Source organism: Leptospira tipperaryensis, assembly GCF_001729245.1.
GTDB classification, from domain to species: Bacteria; Spirochaetota; Leptospiria; order Leptospirales; family Leptospiraceae; genus Leptospira; species Leptospira tipperaryensis.
Genome location: NZ_CP015217.1, coordinates 852,442 through 869,946 on the forward strand (window position 1 = coordinate 852,442; position 17,505 = coordinate 869,946).

Annotated in this window: 17 protein-coding genes; 11 read left to right on the top strand and 6 right to left on the bottom strand. The window is 41.7% G+C overall.

The features are described 5' to 3' along the window. Positions 1-244: 244 nt before the first annotated feature. On the top strand, positions 245-1,627 hold the full coding sequence (locus A0128_RS04060; RefSeq protein WP_069609100.1) for a PP2C family protein-serine/threonine phosphatase: 1,383 nt from the start codon (positions 245-247) through the stop codon (positions 1,625-1,627). Here the strand turns inward: A0128_RS04060 and A0128_RS04065 are convergent. The 6 genes from A0128_RS04065 to A0128_RS04090 all read right to left on the bottom strand — a co-directional run bounded on the left by A0128_RS04065 (position 1,605) and on the right by A0128_RS04090 (position 8,492). After that, complete coding sequence (locus A0128_RS04065; protein WP_069606349.1) at positions 1,605-3,182, bottom strand: aldehyde dehydrogenase family protein; 1,578 nt, start codon at positions 3,180-3,182, stop codon at positions 1,605-1,607. The two genes, A0128_RS04060 and A0128_RS04065, sit on opposite strands and share 23 nt — an antisense overlap. After that, complete coding sequence (locus A0128_RS04070; protein ID WP_083244050.1) at positions 3,166-4,530, bottom strand: proline dehydrogenase family protein; 1,365 nt, start codon at positions 4,528-4,530, stop codon at positions 3,166-3,168. Before A0128_RS04070 ends, A0128_RS04065 begins: the two co-directional genes overlap by 17 nt. A gap of 158 nt (positions 4,531-4,688) precedes the next feature. Further along, positions 4,689-5,930, bottom strand: a complete 1,242-nt coding sequence (locus tag A0128_RS04075) for a M48 family metallopeptidase (RefSeq protein WP_069606350.1) — start codon at positions 5,928-5,930, stop codon at positions 4,689-4,691. A gap of 253 nt (positions 5,931-6,183) precedes the next feature. After that, complete coding sequence (locus A0128_RS04080) at positions 6,184-6,567, bottom strand: hypothetical protein (protein WP_069606351.1); 384 nt, start codon at positions 6,565-6,567, stop codon at positions 6,184-6,186. A gap of 255 nt (positions 6,568-6,822) precedes the next feature. Continuing rightward, positions 6,823-7,482 (bottom strand): TetR/AcrR family transcriptional regulator, encoded by a 660-nt coding sequence (locus A0128_RS04085; protein ID WP_069606352.1) that lies wholly within the window; start codon positions 7,480-7,482, stop codon positions 6,823-6,825. An 8-nt stretch (positions 7,483-7,490) separates the two neighbouring features. After that, on the bottom strand, positions 7,491-8,492 hold the full coding sequence (locus A0128_RS04090; protein WP_069606353.1) for an NAD-dependent epimerase/dehydratase family protein: 1,002 nt from the start codon (positions 8,490-8,492) through the stop codon (positions 7,491-7,493). Positions 8,493-8,669: 177 nt separating this feature from the next. Between A0128_RS04090 and thiM the strand changes: the two genes are divergently transcribed. The 10 genes from thiM to A0128_RS04140 all read left to right on the top strand — a co-directional run bounded on the left by thiM (position 8,670) and on the right by A0128_RS04140 (position 17,444). Then, positions 8,670-9,461, top strand: coding sequence for a hydroxyethylthiazole kinase (gene thiM / locus A0128_RS04095; protein ID WP_069609102.1), 792 nt, complete (start codon positions 8,670-8,672; stop codon positions 9,459-9,461). Then, positions 9,458-10,279 (top strand): sulfurtransferase, encoded by an 822-nt coding sequence (locus A0128_RS04100; RefSeq protein ID WP_069606354.1) that lies wholly within the window; start codon positions 9,458-9,460, stop codon positions 10,277-10,279. Before thiM ends, A0128_RS04100 begins: the two co-directional genes overlap by 4 nt. Before the next feature lie 191 nt (positions 10,280-10,470). Beyond that, the gene (locus A0128_RS04105) at positions 10,471-11,604 is read left to right on the top strand and encodes a sensor histidine kinase (RefSeq protein ID WP_069606355.1); all 1,134 of its coding nucleotides are present in this window, start codon (positions 10,471-10,473) and stop codon (positions 11,602-11,604) included. Positions 11,605-11,755: 151 nt separating this feature from the next. Further along, complete coding sequence (locus tag A0128_RS04110) at positions 11,756-12,295, top strand: TetR/AcrR family transcriptional regulator (RefSeq protein ID WP_245667197.1); 540 nt, start codon at positions 11,756-11,758, stop codon at positions 12,293-12,295. Next, positions 12,292-13,248, top strand: coding sequence for an MBL fold metallo-hydrolase (locus tag A0128_RS04115; RefSeq protein WP_069606356.1), 957 nt, complete (start codon positions 12,292-12,294; stop codon positions 13,246-13,248). Before A0128_RS04110 ends, A0128_RS04115 begins: the two co-directional genes overlap by 4 nt. A 124-nt stretch (positions 13,249-13,372) precedes the next feature. Next, complete coding sequence (locus A0128_RS04120; protein ID WP_069606357.1) at positions 13,373-14,119, top strand: enoyl-CoA hydratase/isomerase family protein; 747 nt, start codon at positions 13,373-13,375, stop codon at positions 14,117-14,119. 12 nt (positions 14,120-14,131) lie between these two features. Then, on the top strand, positions 14,132-14,929 hold the full coding sequence (locus A0128_RS04125) for an alpha/beta fold hydrolase domain-containing protein (RefSeq protein ID WP_069606358.1): 798 nt from the start codon (positions 14,132-14,134) through the stop codon (positions 14,927-14,929). Positions 14,930-14,944: 15 nt separating this feature from the next. Then, positions 14,945-15,838 carry a fatty acid desaturase family protein gene (locus A0128_RS04130; RefSeq protein ID WP_069606359.1) on the top strand — a complete coding sequence of 298 codons (894 nt, stop codon included), beginning with the start codon at positions 14,945-14,947 and terminating at the stop codon, positions 15,836-15,838. A gap of 236 nt (positions 15,839-16,074) precedes the next feature. Beyond that, positions 16,075-16,665: a CDP-alcohol phosphatidyltransferase family protein gene (locus A0128_RS04135; RefSeq protein WP_069606360.1), complete on the top strand. Its 591-nt coding sequence runs from the start codon at positions 16,075-16,077 to the stop codon at positions 16,663-16,665. After that, positions 16,632-17,444, top strand: coding sequence for a diacylglycerol/lipid kinase family protein (locus tag A0128_RS04140; protein WP_069606361.1), 813 nt, complete (start codon positions 16,632-16,634; stop codon positions 17,442-17,444). The genes A0128_RS04135 and A0128_RS04140 overlap by 34 nt, the downstream gene beginning before the upstream one ends. Positions 17,445-17,505: the final 61 nt, after the last annotated feature.

The window sequence follows — 17,505 nt, forward strand, 5'->3', positions numbered from 1 at the left end:
CAGAATGGAGATTCTTTAAAAAACTATTTTCTGAACCCAGAGTTTCTGAATTCATTTTAAACGAAAGGACTCAAAGAAAAGAGTGCGTATCTTGGAATTTATGATATTCAAGGTACGTTCAACGATCCGTTTTGATCCACGAGTCAAGAATCGAATCCCCGGATTGTATGATTCAAGTATAGAATAGAGTCTCAAATACAATGTGGATATGGTTTTTGATCCAGAGGTTGAAATCCAAAAAAATATGACCAAGTTTTTTCTCCAGTTGAAAAAAACTCTGAAAAGTGAGATTACCTTCTCTCTTCTTCAGGGCGCTTTTGGCGTCGTTATCTTCTGGGCCGTCTTACGTTTTTATCTTCGTGATTCCGTCACACCCGAGCCTCAATGGGTTATTCTAAATTTCTTATATACCGTCGCCGTAACTCTTTACAGTAATTTTAGAATGGTCACAGGACGCTGGTCCGCGCTCCTCTGGGCCAATCGGTCTCTCCTATTTTCTTTACCCTTGCCGGCGTTTTACGGATACTTTACGTTTCTTGCACCCGAATATTTTCCAGTGATGTTTGTCTTTGTGATCAGCATTCAACTCCCCGTATTGGGTCTTGCGAGAAGCATCTATAGCACCTTGTGGTTTATAACATACTACTTCGTCTTTTTCACGTTGCTTATCGTTTTTAATCCGGAATACCTACAACTTCATATCAAATCGATCTTTGTCTTTTTGATCGTATTCTTTTTAATGCATGTTTGGCTTTTGCGCGCCTCCGAGAGTGTAAGAAATATGGGAAATCAACTTACCCGTCATCTCGTCGAAACCAAAAAGCACAAACGAAACATACAACGTCTAAACCGAGTGCAGGCTCTTGATCTTACACTTGCAAGGAGAGTGCAACAAGACACGCTTCCTGACCTAACGAGAGTTAAACGACCGGATCTGATTCTTGCGGCTAAATATTTTTCATTGGAAAAGATCGGAGGCGACTTTTACGACGTAGTCGATCTCGGCGAGGATCGAATCGGTTTTTTTATTTCGGACGTTTCGGGACACGGAGTGGCTTCCGCACTCGTAACGATGATGACAAAGGCGGCTTTTAGAAATCACTGCCAAGAGGTGAAAGAGCCCGAGTTACTCCTGAGTTTGGTCAATCGATCCCTCTGTGGAATTTTGGAAAAACAGGATCTTTTTGTGACCGCGTTTTATTGTATTTTAGACAAGGAAGGAATGTTGACCTATGCGAGCGCGGGACATCAGCCGGCCTTGGTGGTTCGAGGAAATTATACCGAGATTCACGAATTAAAAAGTGAAAACACGTTTATCTTAGGGATCGAACCGAATTGGAAATATTATTCTTCCAAACATCAATTAAAAAAGAATGATAAACTCATACTCTTTACGGACGGATTGATCGAGGCAAAGAACAAGATGGGAAGGGATTACGGAGAATCCTGTTTTGAAGAATTTCTTTTGGCGAATGCGAAACAACCCGCCGGAGCCTTTCTGGATCTAATGATGTTCGATTTGGAGGAATTTATGAACGGAAAACCTCCGGAGGACGATATCGCAATTCTCTGCGTCGACTATCGCCCGATCGGTCCTTCTCTTCTCACTGAATCAGATCCGCTGTAAAACCTCTCCTCATCGTATTCTCCGTAATCGTAACGGGTTCTAAAAAACTTTTGAGATAGTCAGGGCCTCCGGCTTTTGCTCCAACACCTGAAAGTTTAAAACCTCCGAACGGTTGTCTTTCAACCACTGCGCCCGTGATCGCTCGATTGATATAAAAGTTACCGGCTTCGATTTTCCGTTTTGCTTTTTCAATATGTTCCGGATTTCGAGAGTAGAGGCCCGCTGTGAGAGCGTAATCGGAATCATTAGCTCTTTCGATCGCTTCCTCGAATTTTTTTACTCGGAAGAATGTAACAAAAGGACCGAAGAATTCTTTCCTCGCGAGATCGCCGTTCCAATCGTCTTCTTCAAAGATCGTAGGAGGGACGTAATGACCTTTGTTTTTCAAGTCTTCGGATATTTTTGCCTGAAAGAGAATTTTATTTTTGTGATCGCCCAGAACTTTTTCCAGTCTTTGTTTTGATTCTTCGTTTATGACCGGACCGATTTTTGCGGAAAGAATTTCCGGAGAATCGATCTTTAAAGACGAAACCGCTTCCACAAATCTGGATTGAAACATCTTATAACAAGAATCTAATATAATCAATTTGGAAAGTGCGCTGCACTTTTGTCCTTGAAACCCGAATGCGGAATGAAGCGCCCCTTCGACGGCAAGATCCAAGTCCGCGTCTCCGTCCACGATGATCGGATTTTTTCCTCCCATTTCGCATAACGCACGTTTGATTCTTTTTGCATCGGGCCCAATATTTCCGCATTCTTTAAGAATCGAAACACCGACTTCTCTGGATCCGGTAAAGTTGATCACTGCAACTTCCGGATGTCTGACGATCTCAGCGCCGATCTCTTCTCCTTTTCCCGGTAAAAAATGAAAGACTTCGTTTGGGACTCCCGCTTTTAAAAAGAGTCGATAGAGATAAAGACCGATTGCTGAAGATTGTTCGGCGGGTTTTAAAAGGACTGCGTTTCCACATACGAGAGGTCCGGCGCACATTCCGGTTAGGATCGCCGCCGGAAAGTTCCAAGGCGCGATGACTCCTACGATTCCTTTCGGTTTGTAAGAATAAAGATTTTCTTCCCCCGGAAGATCGATTCTTTGTCCTTTGAAAATTTTTTCGTATTCACTCGCGTAGTATCTGCAAAAGTCAACGGCTTCTATGATATCGGCTTCCGCCTCCGGAATATTTTTTCCCGTTTCCAAAAGAATGAGAGCGCAGAGTTCGTCTTTGTTTTCACTGATCAGGTTTCCGGTTTTGCAAAGAATCGAAATTCTTTCCTTCGGATCGAGTTTGCTCCAATTGGAAAAATATTTCTTCGAACTCCGAATCGCCTTCTCAAGCGCCGAAGAATTACTAAGCGAATATTCGGTCGTGATCTCTTCTTTGTTTGCCGGGTTTGTATGTTTTTCTTTGGAAAGATTTTTGATTTCTTCTCCGCTTACGATCGCAGGGACGAAGATTGGAAAACGGTTTCGAATCTTTTGAATTGCAGGGGAAATCCATTTTCGATTTTCTTCTTTGGAAAAATCCCGGATCGGCTCGTTATAAAAGATTTGCATGTATTGATTCCTTTGGGTTTTTCAAAAGATGAGAGTAATCCATTCTACCCGTAATGAAGTTTTGAAGAAAACCCTGATTGGATGTGTTTTCCAAAAGTCTTCGTACGAGATAAGCCATTCCAGGAAGCACCTCGCCTAACGGAGTATATTCGCGGATCCTGTAGCCTCTGTTTTTGAATACGACTTTGTAAGAATCTCCCATCCCGTACAACATCTGAATTTCGAAATCTCTTTTGGAAATTCCTTTGTGTTCGGCGTAAGCAAGAATCGCGGAAAGACTTCGAATGTTATGCGACGCGAAAGCGGAAAGAATCTGAGGATACGAATCCAAAAGAATTTTCGCACATTCCTCGTAGTTGAGATCGGTTTCCTGTTTGTTTTCAAAAACCGGAATTTCCCAGCCTTTTTCCTTGGATCGAATCACTTCGTATTCCCAATAGGCGCCCTTTACTAAGCGGACCGTGATCGGAGTCTTTCTATTTTTAGAATATTCTAAAATATGAATTAGATCGATTTTGGATTCTTTAAGATAACTTTGGACTACGATTCCAAAATGAGGATAATCCGCAAATTCCGATTCTGAAAAGATCTCTTTCGCTAAAGAGATTAGGATTTCCTTATAATCGTATTGTTCCGCGTCCAGGTTTACAAAATAGTTTTTTTCCTTTGCGAGTCTTAAGATGGGGCGTAATCTTTCCTTTAGAACGGATACGGATTCATCGTGCGCCAAAGAAGAAATTTGAGAATACAAACTCGAACATTTGACGGATACGTTTACAAACGGACATTCTCCGTAATTCGTAACCTCGGATCCGGAGAAAGAATCTAAATTTTTTAAGATGTCGAGATATTGTTTTTGATAACCGGACGCTTCCTTTTCGGAAAGGGCGGCTTCTCCCAAAACGTCGAGTGTAAAGACTGAATTTTTCTTACGCAAGTTCTGCAGCTTTTTTCTTGCGTCCTCGAAATTTTTTCCTGCAATAAAATTCCCCGAAGTTTTGAGAACTGCGGCTCGAATGAAAATTCCAAAAAAATAAGAAATCGGAAATGGGCGAAGGAAGTTTCGGAACAAAGGACGAAGCCAATTTGGGATTTCCGTGTTTTTACTCAAGAGATAGAGAACAAAATGTTCAGTAATTTCTTTGTTGGAATGTAAGGAAGGAAGAACGTCCACAAAGCGGAACATCTCGACTTTGAGATTGGGATAACGAAAGGAAAGTCTGAGGAAGGCTTTGATCCAGAAATGTTTGGAAAGATAACGGGAAGAATGACTTTCATCCTCTTTGAAAATCTGCATTCCCAAGGTTTGCACCTTGAGTTCGATGTTTTCGGATGCAATCGTATTCATTTTGTTACCCTTTGGCAATATAAGCAAAAGAGAATGCGGTATTCCTTTTAAAGTCTAATGATCCTAAAAAAATTAGGAATTGAAAACCATAAAAAAAATATTTATATGAATTCTTGGTAACAAGCGTCTTCCAAACGGAAGACAATTTTGCGAAAAGTTTAGTTTTTCCAATCCTCCGCTAAACGAATTCTTTCCAGAGTCGTTGGGTGGGAATGATAGTAAAACACTTCGGCGGGATGCGGGTTCAATCTTCCCTGATTGTCCTTCGCCAATTTGATTTCCGTATTGATAAACGACTTCTTATCTTTTGTAAGAATGAGGGCTTCGATATCGGCTTCGGTCTCCTGAGCTCTGCTCATTGTGCTCCAAACAGGTCTTGTCAAAGATCCAAAAAGTGAAAGAAGTAAAAATAAAAACGGAAGTGTGGATGGGGAATAGAACTCCCGTAAAGAAACGGATCCTTCTGTTTTAAATTTCTGAAATAGAAATCCCAATAAAAAACATAAAAACAAGGTTTCTACCGTGCTGATCGCGATGTCTTTGATCTGATGATTGTATGTCCAGTGTCCGATTTCGTGTCCTAAGACGCTGATGATTTCTTCTTCCGTATGATTTTGAATGAGGGTATCATAAAGAAATATTTTTCTGTTTTGTCCCCAGCCCGTAAAATACGCGTTTGTGTGGCCCGAATATTTGCTTTCGTTGATCACGTAGACGTTCTCAACTTCAATCTGAGCTTTTTCACAGAGCGAGATGATTTTCGATTTAAGACTTCCTTCTTCTATCGGTTTGTATTCGTAAAAAAGAGGAGTGATTACGATCGGGAATAAGATCGAAAACAAAAGTCCGAAGATAAGAGCTACAACGGGCACTAAAAACTTCCAGGCTCTTTGAAATTTTTTAAGCAAGAATGCAATTCCAAGAGCGGCTACGCTTCCGCCTAACGCGGCGATCCCTAAGGATTTACCCGTATAAATCACCCAATCCAAAAAAGTCATTTTTGAAAAGCCGAATTGATGTTCCAGCACGAACCCGAAGTAATACTGAAACGGAATCGAGATTAAAAATTGTACCGCGTTAAAAATCAAAAAGAAGAATAAAACCGTGAGATAAAAACGATTGCCGGTCTTTTTCTCTAAAAAGGACTCGAGTTTTGTGGAAAGGGGGGAGAAGACAAAAATTCCGGCGACTACAAAATCCAATAGATCGGAAAGGACGGAGGCAAAAAAACCGCTCCTTGCGTATTCGATTCCTTTTTGAATATCGGTTTCGGTAAAGTATTTTAGAATTTGCTCATGTAGTTGAGAGGAGTTATCCCCTTGATAGGATAGGTATTTCATCGTGAGGGTAAATAAAATTTGAAATACGTAAAAGATCAGAAGGATTGTTTTGAGTTGCATTGTGATTCCCGAAGTTCAGAGGCTGAGTGATTCTCGAATGTTTCTTTCTTGAGTCAAGTAATTTCCGGTTTTGGAACACGCATTAGGGATACGGAAAGCGCGCAGCGTCTCGAACCTCTTTTCCTAAACTTATGTTTTCAAAAACGCCGTTCGAGATGAGTCGCTTTGCGACGAACTTGGAGTAGCCCGACCCGCCTGCTTTTTGTTAGACTTTTTGGATCGAAAATTTTGCAGGCGGGGAATGCCCAAATTTTTAGCGTTTGTCCGGAGGAGGAGGCGGTAGTGAGTCTCTGCATTTCGCGCTCAACTCTGCTTCGTGCGATTTCAGACAACGTATCGGCCCGCCGTTTTCGCGCGTGGAATCCTTACAAAATTTTTCTTCGTCGCTCGCACAGGCTTCTTTCATCGCCTTGTGTCTCGTTTCCATCTCCGCGAGATGAGCCTTGCACGAAGCTGAAAGTTTGGATTCGTTTTCTTTGAGGCAACGATGTCCTTCCGGACCCGGTCTCGAATCCTTGCAATAGGTTTCTCTTTCGGTTCTGCAGTTGTCCCTTGGACCTCCGCTTGGTTGTGTGTATGCGCTTAACAAAGGAAGGAAACATATTCCTATCACAATCGTGTTCCTTAGAAGATTCATCTAATCGCTCCATTGTAGTTTGTTCGAGTGAAATGAAATCTCGATCTACGTTGGTTTCGACCTTTTGTTTGGGGAGTTGGTTTCCTTTTCAACATTTTTGATCCTCAGGGAATCGGCTTTCATTGGATAAAAAGAAATGTTCGAATTTTTAAAGGATTGAAGAAAAATGAACCCTTTTGGCGAGAATGGGGTTATTTGATATATTAGAATATTATTATGAACTTATCGTGTTTTCTCTGCGAAAACCGTTTCTTCTTAGGATCGTTTTGGACTTGAATCCCTCATGAGACCCTGCCAGAGCCAATCGAAGGACTCGGATAATTCTTGTTTGAAGTCTCCTTCCGCGAGCCAAAGTTTTTTTCCGGCAAAGGCTTTTTGCGCCGATTCCGTTGGATGATTGTGCTGCCAGAGCATCAAAGCCAAAAAGAAAAATCGGAGGATGAATTTTCGCGCCTTCGTTAGGGTGAGTTCTTTTTCTTTTTTCATCCAAGATTTTGCGATTTGATCCATTCCATCCGCGGTCGCCTTCTTGAATGAATATAAGAATTCCGGATCTACGTTTGATTCTAAAATTCCGGGAACGATCAAACCCAAGAACATAAAAATCTCATTCTCCGTAAATTGTGCGAGGATCGTTTTTTTTACTTTTTCAATCGAATAAGAATCTTGTAAAAGAACTCGATCTAATTTTTCAAAAAAGTGATTCGCTTCTTGGAGATAGAGGGTAAGAAAAATTTCTTCTCTCGTTTTGAAATAGAAGTAGATGACTCCCTTTGTGACCTGAGCGGCCTGCGCGATATCGTTCGAAGAGGGCAAAGGAAAACGCTCTTTTAAGAGGAGTTCTTTCAGAGCGTTTACGATAGATTGTTTTCTTACTTCTTTTTCTTCCGGTTTGCGCGCTCTCTTCTTTTCCACAAATTGGATTATACTGGGAGCGGCAACATCCAGTCAACCGTCTCTCTGAGTGAATTTTCCAAAGGTCTTCGTTTCCATTGAAATTCGTTCTTGAGTCGATTGGAATCGTAGACTTGAATCTTTTCCAAATACTCCTGAAGAATTTCTTTTTTCAGAGTTCTTTCCGAACCGGTGATCTTGTGTTGGAGATAATCGAAGAAGGGCATCATCCTTACCAAGAAGGAAGGTGATTCTCCTTTGGGAGCTTTTGTTTTTGGACGTATCTTTTTGATCATCTGCGCGAGTTCCAATACGGAATGAGTATCTCCGGTCGCGATATAACGTCCCGATGCGGAATCGTTTTCATAGGCGGCGATGTGAGCCAATGCCACGTCACGCACATCGACATAGGAGAAAGACATCTTCGGAGCCATCGGTAATTTTCCTTGGAGAATGTCTCTTATCAAAACGAGAGAATCGGTAGGTTCCGTAAAATCGGGTCCGATCATCGTTCCCGGGAGAATCGTTACTAAGGAGATTCCGTATTGTTTTGCCAATTCCCAAGCCAATTTTTCGGATTTGGTTTTGGATATCGCATAAGGTTCGATTCCTCTTTCGTTCCAATGAGTTTCGTTGAGAGGAGCTTCTCCTTTTTTTACGGCTCCCACCGCGGCGATACTCGAAGTGTAAACGATTTTTTTAACTCCGCAAGTATATGCAGCTTCTATAATATTTTTGGTTCCTTCCACATTAGGCCGAATCACTTCTTCTTCCGGATGATCGGAAGTCAGGTTGAAGGCTGCCGCGACTTGAAACAAACCGTCCACACCCTTTAGCGCTTCGAGAAGGGAAGGTTTGTTCATCAGATCCGCATACACGAGTTCCACGCCAAGTTGTTTTAAGGCGGCGGTTTTTTTGGGATCGTTGAGATCTCGGACCGAGGCTTTTACCGAATACCCTTTTTCTTTGAGAAGTTTTACGAGTGAATATCCGAGATGTCCGTTGGCTCCGGTGACTAATACTGTTTTCATAGAGGCTCCTTATAATTGACTAACGGTATTTTAATAAAATTCTATCGGTCAATTAAAAGTCAATCGAATTTGGACAAGATAAATCTCAAATCTTCTTTTTTCCGGTTTTTATGGATGGATCGAAAATTCTTTACAGATCCGATTCTCGTGAAAGGAATTGAGGAAGTGGAAAATCAGATGTCAACAAACGAAATAAAAGAAAGAATTTGGCCCGCGATCGAGATCTTAGAAGATCTTTCCGAGCTTAGAAAACAGGCTCCCCTAACACATGTTATAACGAATATCGTAGTCACCAACTGGACAGCGAACGTCCTTCTTGCGATCGGGGCTTCGCCGGCGATGGTGATCGCTGAAGAAGAGGTCGCCGACTTTGCAGCGATCGCGAGCGGAGTTTTGATCAATATAGGAACCGTTACGAAGATGGACGCCAATGCAATGAGAATCGCCGCGACTGCCGCAAAGAAAGCGGGAACTCCCTGGGTTCTCGATCCGGTCGCCGTGGGAGCTCTTCATTTTAGAACCGAACTCGCGAAGGAATTACTTACTCAAAAGCCGACGGTCATCCGAGGAAACGCTTCCGAAATTCTTGCGTTAGCCGGCACCGTAGGCGGAGGAAAAGGTGTGGATTCGACGGCTCATTCTTCTGCTGCCTTACCCTTTGCAAAAGAACTCTCCGAAAAAACGGGCGCGATTGTCGCCGTCAGCGGCGAAATCGATTACATCACAAATGGAAAAGATACGATCGCCGTCCCCGGCGGCCATCCTCTTATGACAAAGGTCACAGGGGTCGGATGTTCTCTGGGCGCCTTAATCGCTTCTTTTTTGGGAATTCAAAAAGATCCGTTACGCGCAACAGTTTCCGCTTCGGCTGTGTTTGCGATCGCGGGTTCTAACGCGGCCAAAGAATCCAAGGGTACGGGAAGTTTTGCCGTCGCCTTTCTCGATCAGTTGAGTAATCTTTCAAAATGATAGTTACTTCTTCTTGGTTACAGGATCAATTCGTAAATTTGAATATTCGAATTGTTGATGTTCGTGGAAAAGTTCAGGACACACAACCGAGATACGTTCCGCTTCCGGAAGAATACGAGGCGGGTCATATTCCGGGTGCGGTCTTTGTGGATTGGACACGGGATATCGTAGACTTGGACGATCCGGTTCCGGTGAACGTCGCCGGCCCTGAAAAATTTAGGACCCTTATGGAAAGCCTTGGAATCGGAGACGAAACCTTTGTAGTAACGTATGACGATCACAATTCCATGTTTGCCGGAAGGCTGGCATGGGCGCTTCGCTATTACGGACACGACAAGGTAGCGGTGTTAGACGGAGGATTTAAGAATTGGAAGCTGGAAGGAAGAATGATTGAAACAAACGTACCTGCACAAACGTTTCCTTCGGCTAAGTTCACTCCTAAGATTCGAAAAGAATTACGAAAAACCGCAGATGAAGTGCAGGAACGATCTTCCGATGTCCTGCTCATTGACGGTCGAAAACCGGAAGTCTATGCAAAGGGTTTCATTCCTGGTGCGCATAATGTTCCTCATCCGAATCTTATCGATCCCGTCACCGGAAAATTTTTGCCCGGTGAGGAATTGAAACGAGCGTTTCAAGTTGCCGGAATCGACGTGGAACACCTTCCGGAAAAAATCATCGTATATTGCAACGGGGGTGTTTCGGCTACCGTTCCTTTGACCGCGCTCGAAATATTAGGAAAAAGCGATGTAAGCTTATACGACGGCTCCTGGAACGAATGGGGAAAAGATCCGTTGCGAGCAAAGAAAGAGATTTAATTTGCACACTTTTTAAACAGAAGTCGTATTCCTTCCTCTCCTTGTCGATTTTGAAAGAATGAAAACATCAATTCCCGCAACGAAGAGAAAGAGCATTGTATTTTCGAAAAACATTTGTATTTTGCAAGACCGCAGAGAATGATGTTCCACGTTTCGAGAGATGTTCTCTTGGAAACGAATTCTAAACTACGATGTTCTTTGAAAAAATAAATCGAATCTACGGAAGAAGGGACTATCTTACTCGTAAGAAAGCGTATCATCTTTATGTAACCGACCTCGTCATTTTTATCGTCTCTGTCGCCGCTTGTCTTCTTTATATTCGGCAAGGAATTCGAGTCGGATTTTTGATTTTTGCGATATCCGCTCTTGTATCGATTCTTTTTCTATTGTTCGATCGACTGGAAGCGGCAATTTATTCGATTCTCTATTTGAGCCTTTTCGCTTTGACGTTCGGAATCTTTTTCGGAATGCAAAATGGAAATGTCTACTTTTCTATGGCGACGATCATCATCTTATTCTTACATTTTTCCAATAGCAAACTTACGATCGCAGTTTCTTGTTATACGGGAGCCTTGATGGCGTTCCGAATGTATCAGTATTGGGGAAGGGGGGAATTGAGTTCCGCTTTTATTTTCGATACCATTTTGAAATTTATATTATTCTGCACTCTTGCAATTATAACGGTTCGAGTTCTTACGAGTCATAAAAAAGAAAAAGAAGTTTTTATTCGAGAGATTCATCACAGAGTTAAAAACAATCTTCAGATTCTAAGCGGGTTTGCGAACTTACACCAAAACAATGGAGTAAGGACCGGAGACAAACAGATCGAGAGCTTTAATGAGAGAATTCTAATGTTATCTAAGATCCACGACGCCATTTACAAATCGGAAACGGATTACGAAGTAGATCTCAACAAAGTATTGGAAGAAATCGTTAGTTTGATAAGAATCCAAAATGTTTCTTCGATAGAGTTGATTCACAATAAAAACGGGGCTCCTCTGAGTATAGAAATTTCGGTTCCTTTTGCTATGATCGTCTACGAGTTGTTAAACAATGCGGTTCGTCACTCCGGCAAAGAAAATCAAGAAAGTAAAATCACCGTCGAATTGAATTTTACAAACAATCGATACGCGCTCACGGTTTTGGATGCCGGACCCGGAATCGCAAAAGAATCCACCTGGTCTCAACCAAAGACGACGGGCTTTACTTTGATTTCGATTATGACACAACAGTTAAAGGGAACCTTTCGATTTGATTCGAACGAGTTCGGTTCCAAAGCCGTTTTGGAATTTTCAAATCAAGACTTGTTCGCAAGCCTTCTCTAATCACTTCAGATTTAAGAATTTTCTAAAATGCTTTAAATTCTGTAGAACCTGAAAATGGATCAAAAAATATGTTGACTGGTCTATTTATTTATGCTCCATTTTGACAATGAGTGAAAAAGGGGCAGCATCCAAAGGACGGATGATCAGGGCGATGGCTTTCTCATTGGAAACTCGAGGTTATAACGGAACCGGTTTAAACGAGATCGTTGAATCTTCGGGATCTCCGAAAGGATCTATCTATTTTCATTTTCCGGGTGGAAAGGAAGATTTAGCCGCGGAGGCGATTACTACTTCCGGAAGAGAGATGGGAACGATGTTAAAGGCTCTATTACATTCTTCTAAATCGCCTTTGACTGGAGTTGGGGCGATCTTTAAGGCCTTGGAACGAAAGCTGATTGAAACCGATTTTAATCAAGGATGTCCGGTTGCAACGACCGCGTCGGAGACCGCCTCCCAATCCAATCCGGTAAACGAAGCTTGTAGGACTGTCTTTGCCGAATGGAACGGCGAACTCGAAGACTATTTTGTTAGAATGGGTTGGGAAAAGAAAAAAGCCGCCGCGTTGGCCACTCCGATTCTTTGTCTTTTGGAAGGCGCGATTCTATTGTCCCGAACCAATCGAGATCCTGGTCCGATGAGGGCCGCCGCGAAAACCGTAAAATTATTGATACAACAAGGAGAGAAGGAATGAAACGTTATTGGATTATTTTTGGAAGTATAGGAGCTTTAGTTTTAGGCGTTGTATTCGCATTAGGATATCCTAAATTAAAAATTGATAAAATTTCTCAGACGGAAATTACAAATAAAAACTCGATACAATTTCGTAATCCGGGAGTTCGTTTTACACTTTTGAGAACCGCGAGCGCGGATACTTCCGAGGCTTTTTTGTTCGAAGGCGGAAACCTATTAAGAAAGAGGATCATTTCCCATTCCGCTCTGCTTGTGGAGCACCCCAAGGGAATATTTTTATTCGATACCGGACTTGGAACGGATATTAAGGAACAATTCGCGCTAAAACCGGTTCATCTCCAAATCCTAATGGCGTATAAGGATCATATTCCCGCGGTGGATCTTCTTAAAAAAGAAGGATACGATCCGAAAAAAATAGGAAGAGTTTTTCTTTCTCACATGCACTGGGATCACGCGAGCGGGATCAAGGATTTTCCTTGGGCAAAAATTTTAACCACTCAAGAGGAACGTCATGCAGCTATGACGTCTAACGCAAGACACGGTTATATTCAAAGACAATTTGACGGAGACCGGATTGAATGGGAAGACGTAGTTTTTCAAGAGATTCCTTACGAATCGTATTCCAAAAGTCTGGATCTCTTTCAGGACGGAAGTATCGTGTTTGTTCCGATGGCCGGTCATGGAGGAGGTTCTATCGGACTCTTTATCAATCTCTCTCCTGAAAAAAGATATTTTTTTACCGGTGATATTAGCTGGTCGAAAGAAGGATTTTTACTTCCCGCGCACAAACCCCGTCTTTCGAGAAGAATCGCAGATAAGGATTCGGAAGCTCTCGGAGAAGAGCTGGCGAAAGTCCACGATTTGATTCTTAAAAAACCCGAACTCGCAGTAGTTCCCGCTCACGATTCGATTGCACAAGAAAATCTTGCAAACTTTCCAAAATGGAATCAGTGATCTGATTTTAATCCGACTTGAGATATATTCCCGAGTCGGATGGACAAAGAATTTTTTCTTGCTTAAAGATTCTAAAAGTTAAAGATCGTGCCCTGTTTCCATTCTTTCTTAAACGGGTATAAAAATGAACTACGAGTGCCTATTGACGGATTTGAAGAATCAAATTCTCGTCGTCACGTTAAATCGTCCTCAAAAATCGAATGCTCTTAATATTCGGATCAGGGACGAATTGGAAGAAGTTTTCGATTCCAATCGAGACAACGACGAGGTCCGCGGAATCGTTTTAAATTCTTCCGGAAAACATTTTTCCAGCGGATACGATTTGGAAGAAGTCGTTCAAACCAATCTACAGTCCTTTCGACACAGAATATTAGAATATCATAATTCCATTTACAGCTTTCCGAAACCCGTGGTGACGGTTTTGAAGGGATTCGCTTCTGCGGGAGGTTTTGATCTCGCACTCTGCGGAGATTATATCATATCGGAAAGAAAAGCCATGCTCTTTCGTCCTGAAATTCGCTTTGGTGCTCCTCCACTTTTGACGACTCTCACAAGAAAGGTCGGTCCCACCAAGGCTCTGAGTTTGACGTTAAAAGGAGATCCGATTCGGTCGGTTTCCGCATTGGAACTCGGCATCATAGACGAGATCTACGAAGGAGAGAATATTTTACAACACGCGATTCTTACCGCTTCACGTCTTTCCCAATGGAATCCAAAGATGTTAAAGATCTTAAAAGGAATCTCGAACAATTATTTTTTTGGAAGTTTATACGAGAATTTTAGAAAAGAGTTCGACGAGTTTGCCGTTTTCTTGGAAGATCCTGCATTCTTAACGCAAGTGCAAAGTTATGCAAAGAGCATCAGGCAATAAAGGAAAATTAAAATGGGCAAACGTCTCAGTCTGATCGGATTTCTTTTTCTACTCTTAACGATTCCGGTAAAATCCGATCCAAGTCTGGAATATTTGGAATACTACCCGAAAGATTACGACAAGAACAAGGGAGTTCTTGTGATCATTCATAGCAAGGCTTATGATTGGGATAATTATTTAAAATTCGGCAAATCGATTGCGGATGTTTTACACGTTCCGTTGGTGATTCCTGTCTTTAAAAAAGAATTCTGGGATGACTACGCCGTCGTTATCAACGGAGATCAAAGAGGGGATCTTTTTTTGCAGGAGATTCTCAATAAAGTAAAAGCGGAACACGAGGTAAATATCGATCGTTTGTATATGTACGGACATTCGGGAGGAGCTCAATTCACACATCGTTATATTCTAATGTATGGTCCTCAGGTGAAGAAGGCGTTTATCTCCGCGCCTGGATGGTATACGTTTCCCGATTCTGAAAAAAACTTTCCGACCGGTCTCAAAAAGAAGAAAAATTTTCCGGGAAACGTTTCTCTCGAATTTAAGAATTTCTGCAATACACAACTGAGTGTTACCGTTGGAGAATTGGATACTCTGGATCCGGCGATTCCCAAAGACGGATCGTTTGGTAAAAATCGTCTGGAACTTTCTAAAAATTGGGTCACTTCGTTGAACCGTTTTTTAAAACAAGAATGTCCGGAAGTTCCGGAAATTCCCCTGTATGTCACACCCGGACAAGGTCATTCCGGTTCGAGTAATTCCGCGCAGAAAGGAAGAGTCATCGAATTTTTGACTCAAGAAACAAGAAAATAGGAATATTCGGTTTATATGATATATCAAAATCCGATTTCTTCGATTTCTTTTCCAGAAGACGATTGGGAAAGAAAATTTGAAAAAAGAATCCGAAAACAGAAGGGACTTGTTTTGTTAGTGAGTTTGCTCGTCGCCGGGATTTTGTATTCCGGAATTTTCGGTTTGTATTTATTGTTTCAAAACGGATATTATTTGGTTCTTCCTTTTTCAGGATTGTTGTTACACGCTTGGATGATTCTTTTGGTACACGAAGGCGCTCATAGAAACTTGACTCGATCCACTTTGGATCGTTGGATTCTAAATCTCGCGTCGGCCTTGGTCTTTCTTCCGTTTTATGGAGAACCGTTTCGAAAGATTCATCTCTATCATCACGCGCATACAAATGATATAGATGATCCGCTTTGGCCGGATTGGAAAAAAAATCTTTTTCGGAATCGGAGAAAATTGTATGTTCTCGTGGAATTGATTCCTTTATTTTCAAGTGTCGCCGCGATTCTTTTTTCTAAACGAAATTCGTCGAAGGTTGAGAAACGTTCTTCGTCTGTCGGCTTGCATTCTCAGGTACGTTCGATTTTGTTTTTATGTTTTTCTTTTTCGATTTCAATCTTTCTGTACATAGAATTAAAACCCAATCTCTGGTTTGTTTTAGGTTCCTTTCTTTTTGCAAACGTATGGGGATCCTTGAGACATTGGTGCGAACACACGGGTCTTCGAAGTGATTTAGAGAGTAACACATTCTCTTTTCCTTTGGGTATGGGAATTGGAAATCACGAAACTCATCACGCCGACCCGAGTCTTTCTTGGATTTCACTGAGTGCGGGGTTGAGAAGAAGGGAAAAGACGATCACCCTCAGAGGTTGTTTACAAGGGATCTGGTCGAATTCCAAATACATACATTACGAATCCTGATGAGTAAAATAAAATGAATCCGCTGTCCGAGTCTCTCCTTTACGGCGATATAAGATACGAGTTCAGATTATAAGAAAATTATATTTTTCTAAATATCTCTTAGGGATTACTGCGAGTTTTTATAAGGACGTCTGTTTTCATTCTAAAAAAGAATTGCAATCCGATGAAAATTCCTTATTCCAGATGTATTTTGAAATTGCACATAACGTTTTTGTATAAAATAAGGAAGTTGAGATATGTCCGGTAGAGCCTGGGTAAAAAACATTCCCAATTCGATTACGTTTAGTCGTGTTCTCTTATTTCCCGTTCTTATTTATTTGACCTTTCGGGAAGAAAGGTTTCTCTTTTCTTGGATTTTCTTTATAGCTTTATTGTCCGATATTTTGGACGGTCTAACGGCGAGAATTTTAAAGGTTCAGTCCGCTTTCGGGGCGAGAGTGGATTCGATTGCGGATTTATTGACTTTCTTTTCAGGAATTTATGGAATTCTAATATTCGAACCGTCGTTTGTATCCGATTTTCTTCCTTGGATCATTATCGTTCTAAGTTTATATTTTGCGGAGATGATCTATTCCTTAATTAAATTCTCTTCCATTTCGAGCTTTCATACGTATGCAAGTAGGATTGCGGCTTACGCATTGGGAATTTTATTTATGACCTTGTTCTGGTTTGGAGCCTGGAGTCCTCTTTTATATCTTTCCTTTTTTCTTTGTTCCTTTGCATATGTAGAGGAAATTGTGATTCTATTTTATCTAAAAGAACTAAGACCGAACGTTCGAGGAATGTATTGGGTATGGAAACAAAACAAGAACGTTTTGCAATCTTAAACGGAAAGAGCGGTTATAAGAACCAATCGGAGAATCTGATTTTAAGAACCTATTTAGAAGGGAATGGAATTCCTTGTAAGGTTACCGATTTTCCGGGACACGCCAAAGAGATAGCGAGAGAAAGATCGAACGCTCAAGAGATCATAGTAGTTGGGGGCGACGGAACCTTACACGAGGTTCTTTCTTCTTTGAGTTTTCCGTTTCCGAAAATTCGCTTGGTTCCTGCTGGAACCGGAAATTCGCTCGCGAGGGATCTTGGTCTTGGTAGCTGGAGAATGTCCTTGGATAAATTGATTTGGGGAAAAGAACTGAAGATTGATCTGATGAGTTTAGAAGTAAAGACAACTGAAGAATCGTTCTCCTGTGTTTCCGCGAGTACGGTTTGTTTCGGATTTCCTGCGAAGGTTACTCAGATGGCGAATCGGTCTTTCAAACGGTTTCGAAAATTTTGTTATCCGATCGCGGCCGGTCTAGGTTCCTTTGTCAATACTCGGGAATCGTATATGATTTCTTATGATCAGTCTTCCTCCGAGAAAAAATCTCTAACCGGAGCAATTCTTAACAATAGCAAACACGTTGCAAACTTTGTCGCTTTTCCAAACGCGGATCTATCGGATGGAAAGTTTGACGTCGCTGAACTGGACGCGGGAAGTATTAAACAGTCAGTACATAACCTTTCCATTTTGAGTAAAACGTATTTTTACGATCCGCCTAATCGACTCAAGGCGACTTCTTCCTCCGTGAAATACGAACGTCCTAGTCTTCTGATGATCGACTGAGAGGTTTATGAAAATGTAATGGAGTTTTCTTTAAGAATGATTCCAGGCGCGCTGAGGATTC

What these genes read in the sequence shown, in the direction of transcription:
- A0128_RS04110 (WP_245667197.1), top strand. Translation starts at nt 11,756, where the DNA reads ATGGCTTTCTCATTGGAAACTCGAGGTTATAACGGAACCGGTTTAAAC.
- A0128_RS04130 (WP_069606359.1), top strand. Translation starts at nt 14,945, where the DNA reads ATGATATATCAAAATCCGATTTCTTCGATTTCTTTTCCAGAAGACGAT.
- A0128_RS04115 (WP_069606356.1), top strand. Translation starts at nt 12,292, where the DNA reads ATGAAACGTTATTGGATTATTTTTGGAAGTATAGGAGCTTTAGTTTTA.
- A0128_RS04105 (WP_069606355.1), top strand. Translation starts at nt 10,471, where the DNA reads ATGTTCTTTGAAAAAATAAATCGAATCTACGGAAGAAGGGACTATCTT.
- A0128_RS04140 (WP_069606361.1), top strand. Translation starts at nt 16,632, where the DNA reads ATGGAAACAAAACAAGAACGTTTTGCAATCTTAAACGGAAAGAGCGGT.
- A0128_RS04125 (WP_069606358.1), top strand. Translation starts at nt 14,132, where the DNA reads ATGGGCAAACGTCTCAGTCTGATCGGATTTCTTTTTCTACTCTTAACG.
- A0128_RS04070 (WP_083244050.1), bottom strand. Translation starts at nt 4,530, where the DNA reads ATGAATACGATTGCATCCGAAAACATCGAACTCAAGGTGCAAACCTTG.
- A0128_RS04060 (WP_069609100.1), top strand. Translation starts at nt 245, where the DNA reads ATGACCAAGTTTTTTCTCCAGTTGAAAAAAACTCTGAAAAGTGAGATT.
- A0128_RS04100 (WP_069606354.1), top strand. Translation starts at nt 9,458, where the DNA reads ATGATAGTTACTTCTTCTTGGTTACAGGATCAATTCGTAAATTTGAAT.
- thiM (WP_069609102.1), top strand. Translation starts at nt 8,670, where the DNA reads ATGTCAACAAACGAAATAAAAGAAAGAATTTGGCCCGCGATCGAGATC.
- A0128_RS04135 (WP_069606360.1), top strand. Translation starts at nt 16,075, where the DNA reads ATGTCCGGTAGAGCCTGGGTAAAAAACATTCCCAATTCGATTACGTTT.
- A0128_RS04120 (WP_069606357.1), top strand. Translation starts at nt 13,373, where the DNA reads ATGAACTACGAGTGCCTATTGACGGATTTGAAGAATCAAATTCTCGTC.
- A0128_RS04090 (WP_069606353.1), bottom strand. Translation starts at nt 8,492, where the DNA reads ATGAAAACAGTATTAGTCACCGGAGCCAACGGACATCTCGGATATTCA.
- A0128_RS04065 (WP_069606349.1), bottom strand. Translation starts at nt 3,182, where the DNA reads ATGCAAATCTTTTATAACGAGCCGATCCGGGATTTTTCCAAAGAAGAA.
- A0128_RS04075 (WP_069606350.1), bottom strand. Translation starts at nt 5,930, where the DNA reads ATGCAACTCAAAACAATCCTTCTGATCTTTTACGTATTTCAAATTTTA.
- A0128_RS04080 (WP_069606351.1), bottom strand. Translation starts at nt 6,567, where the DNA reads ATGAATCTTCTAAGGAACACGATTGTGATAGGAATATGTTTCCTTCCT.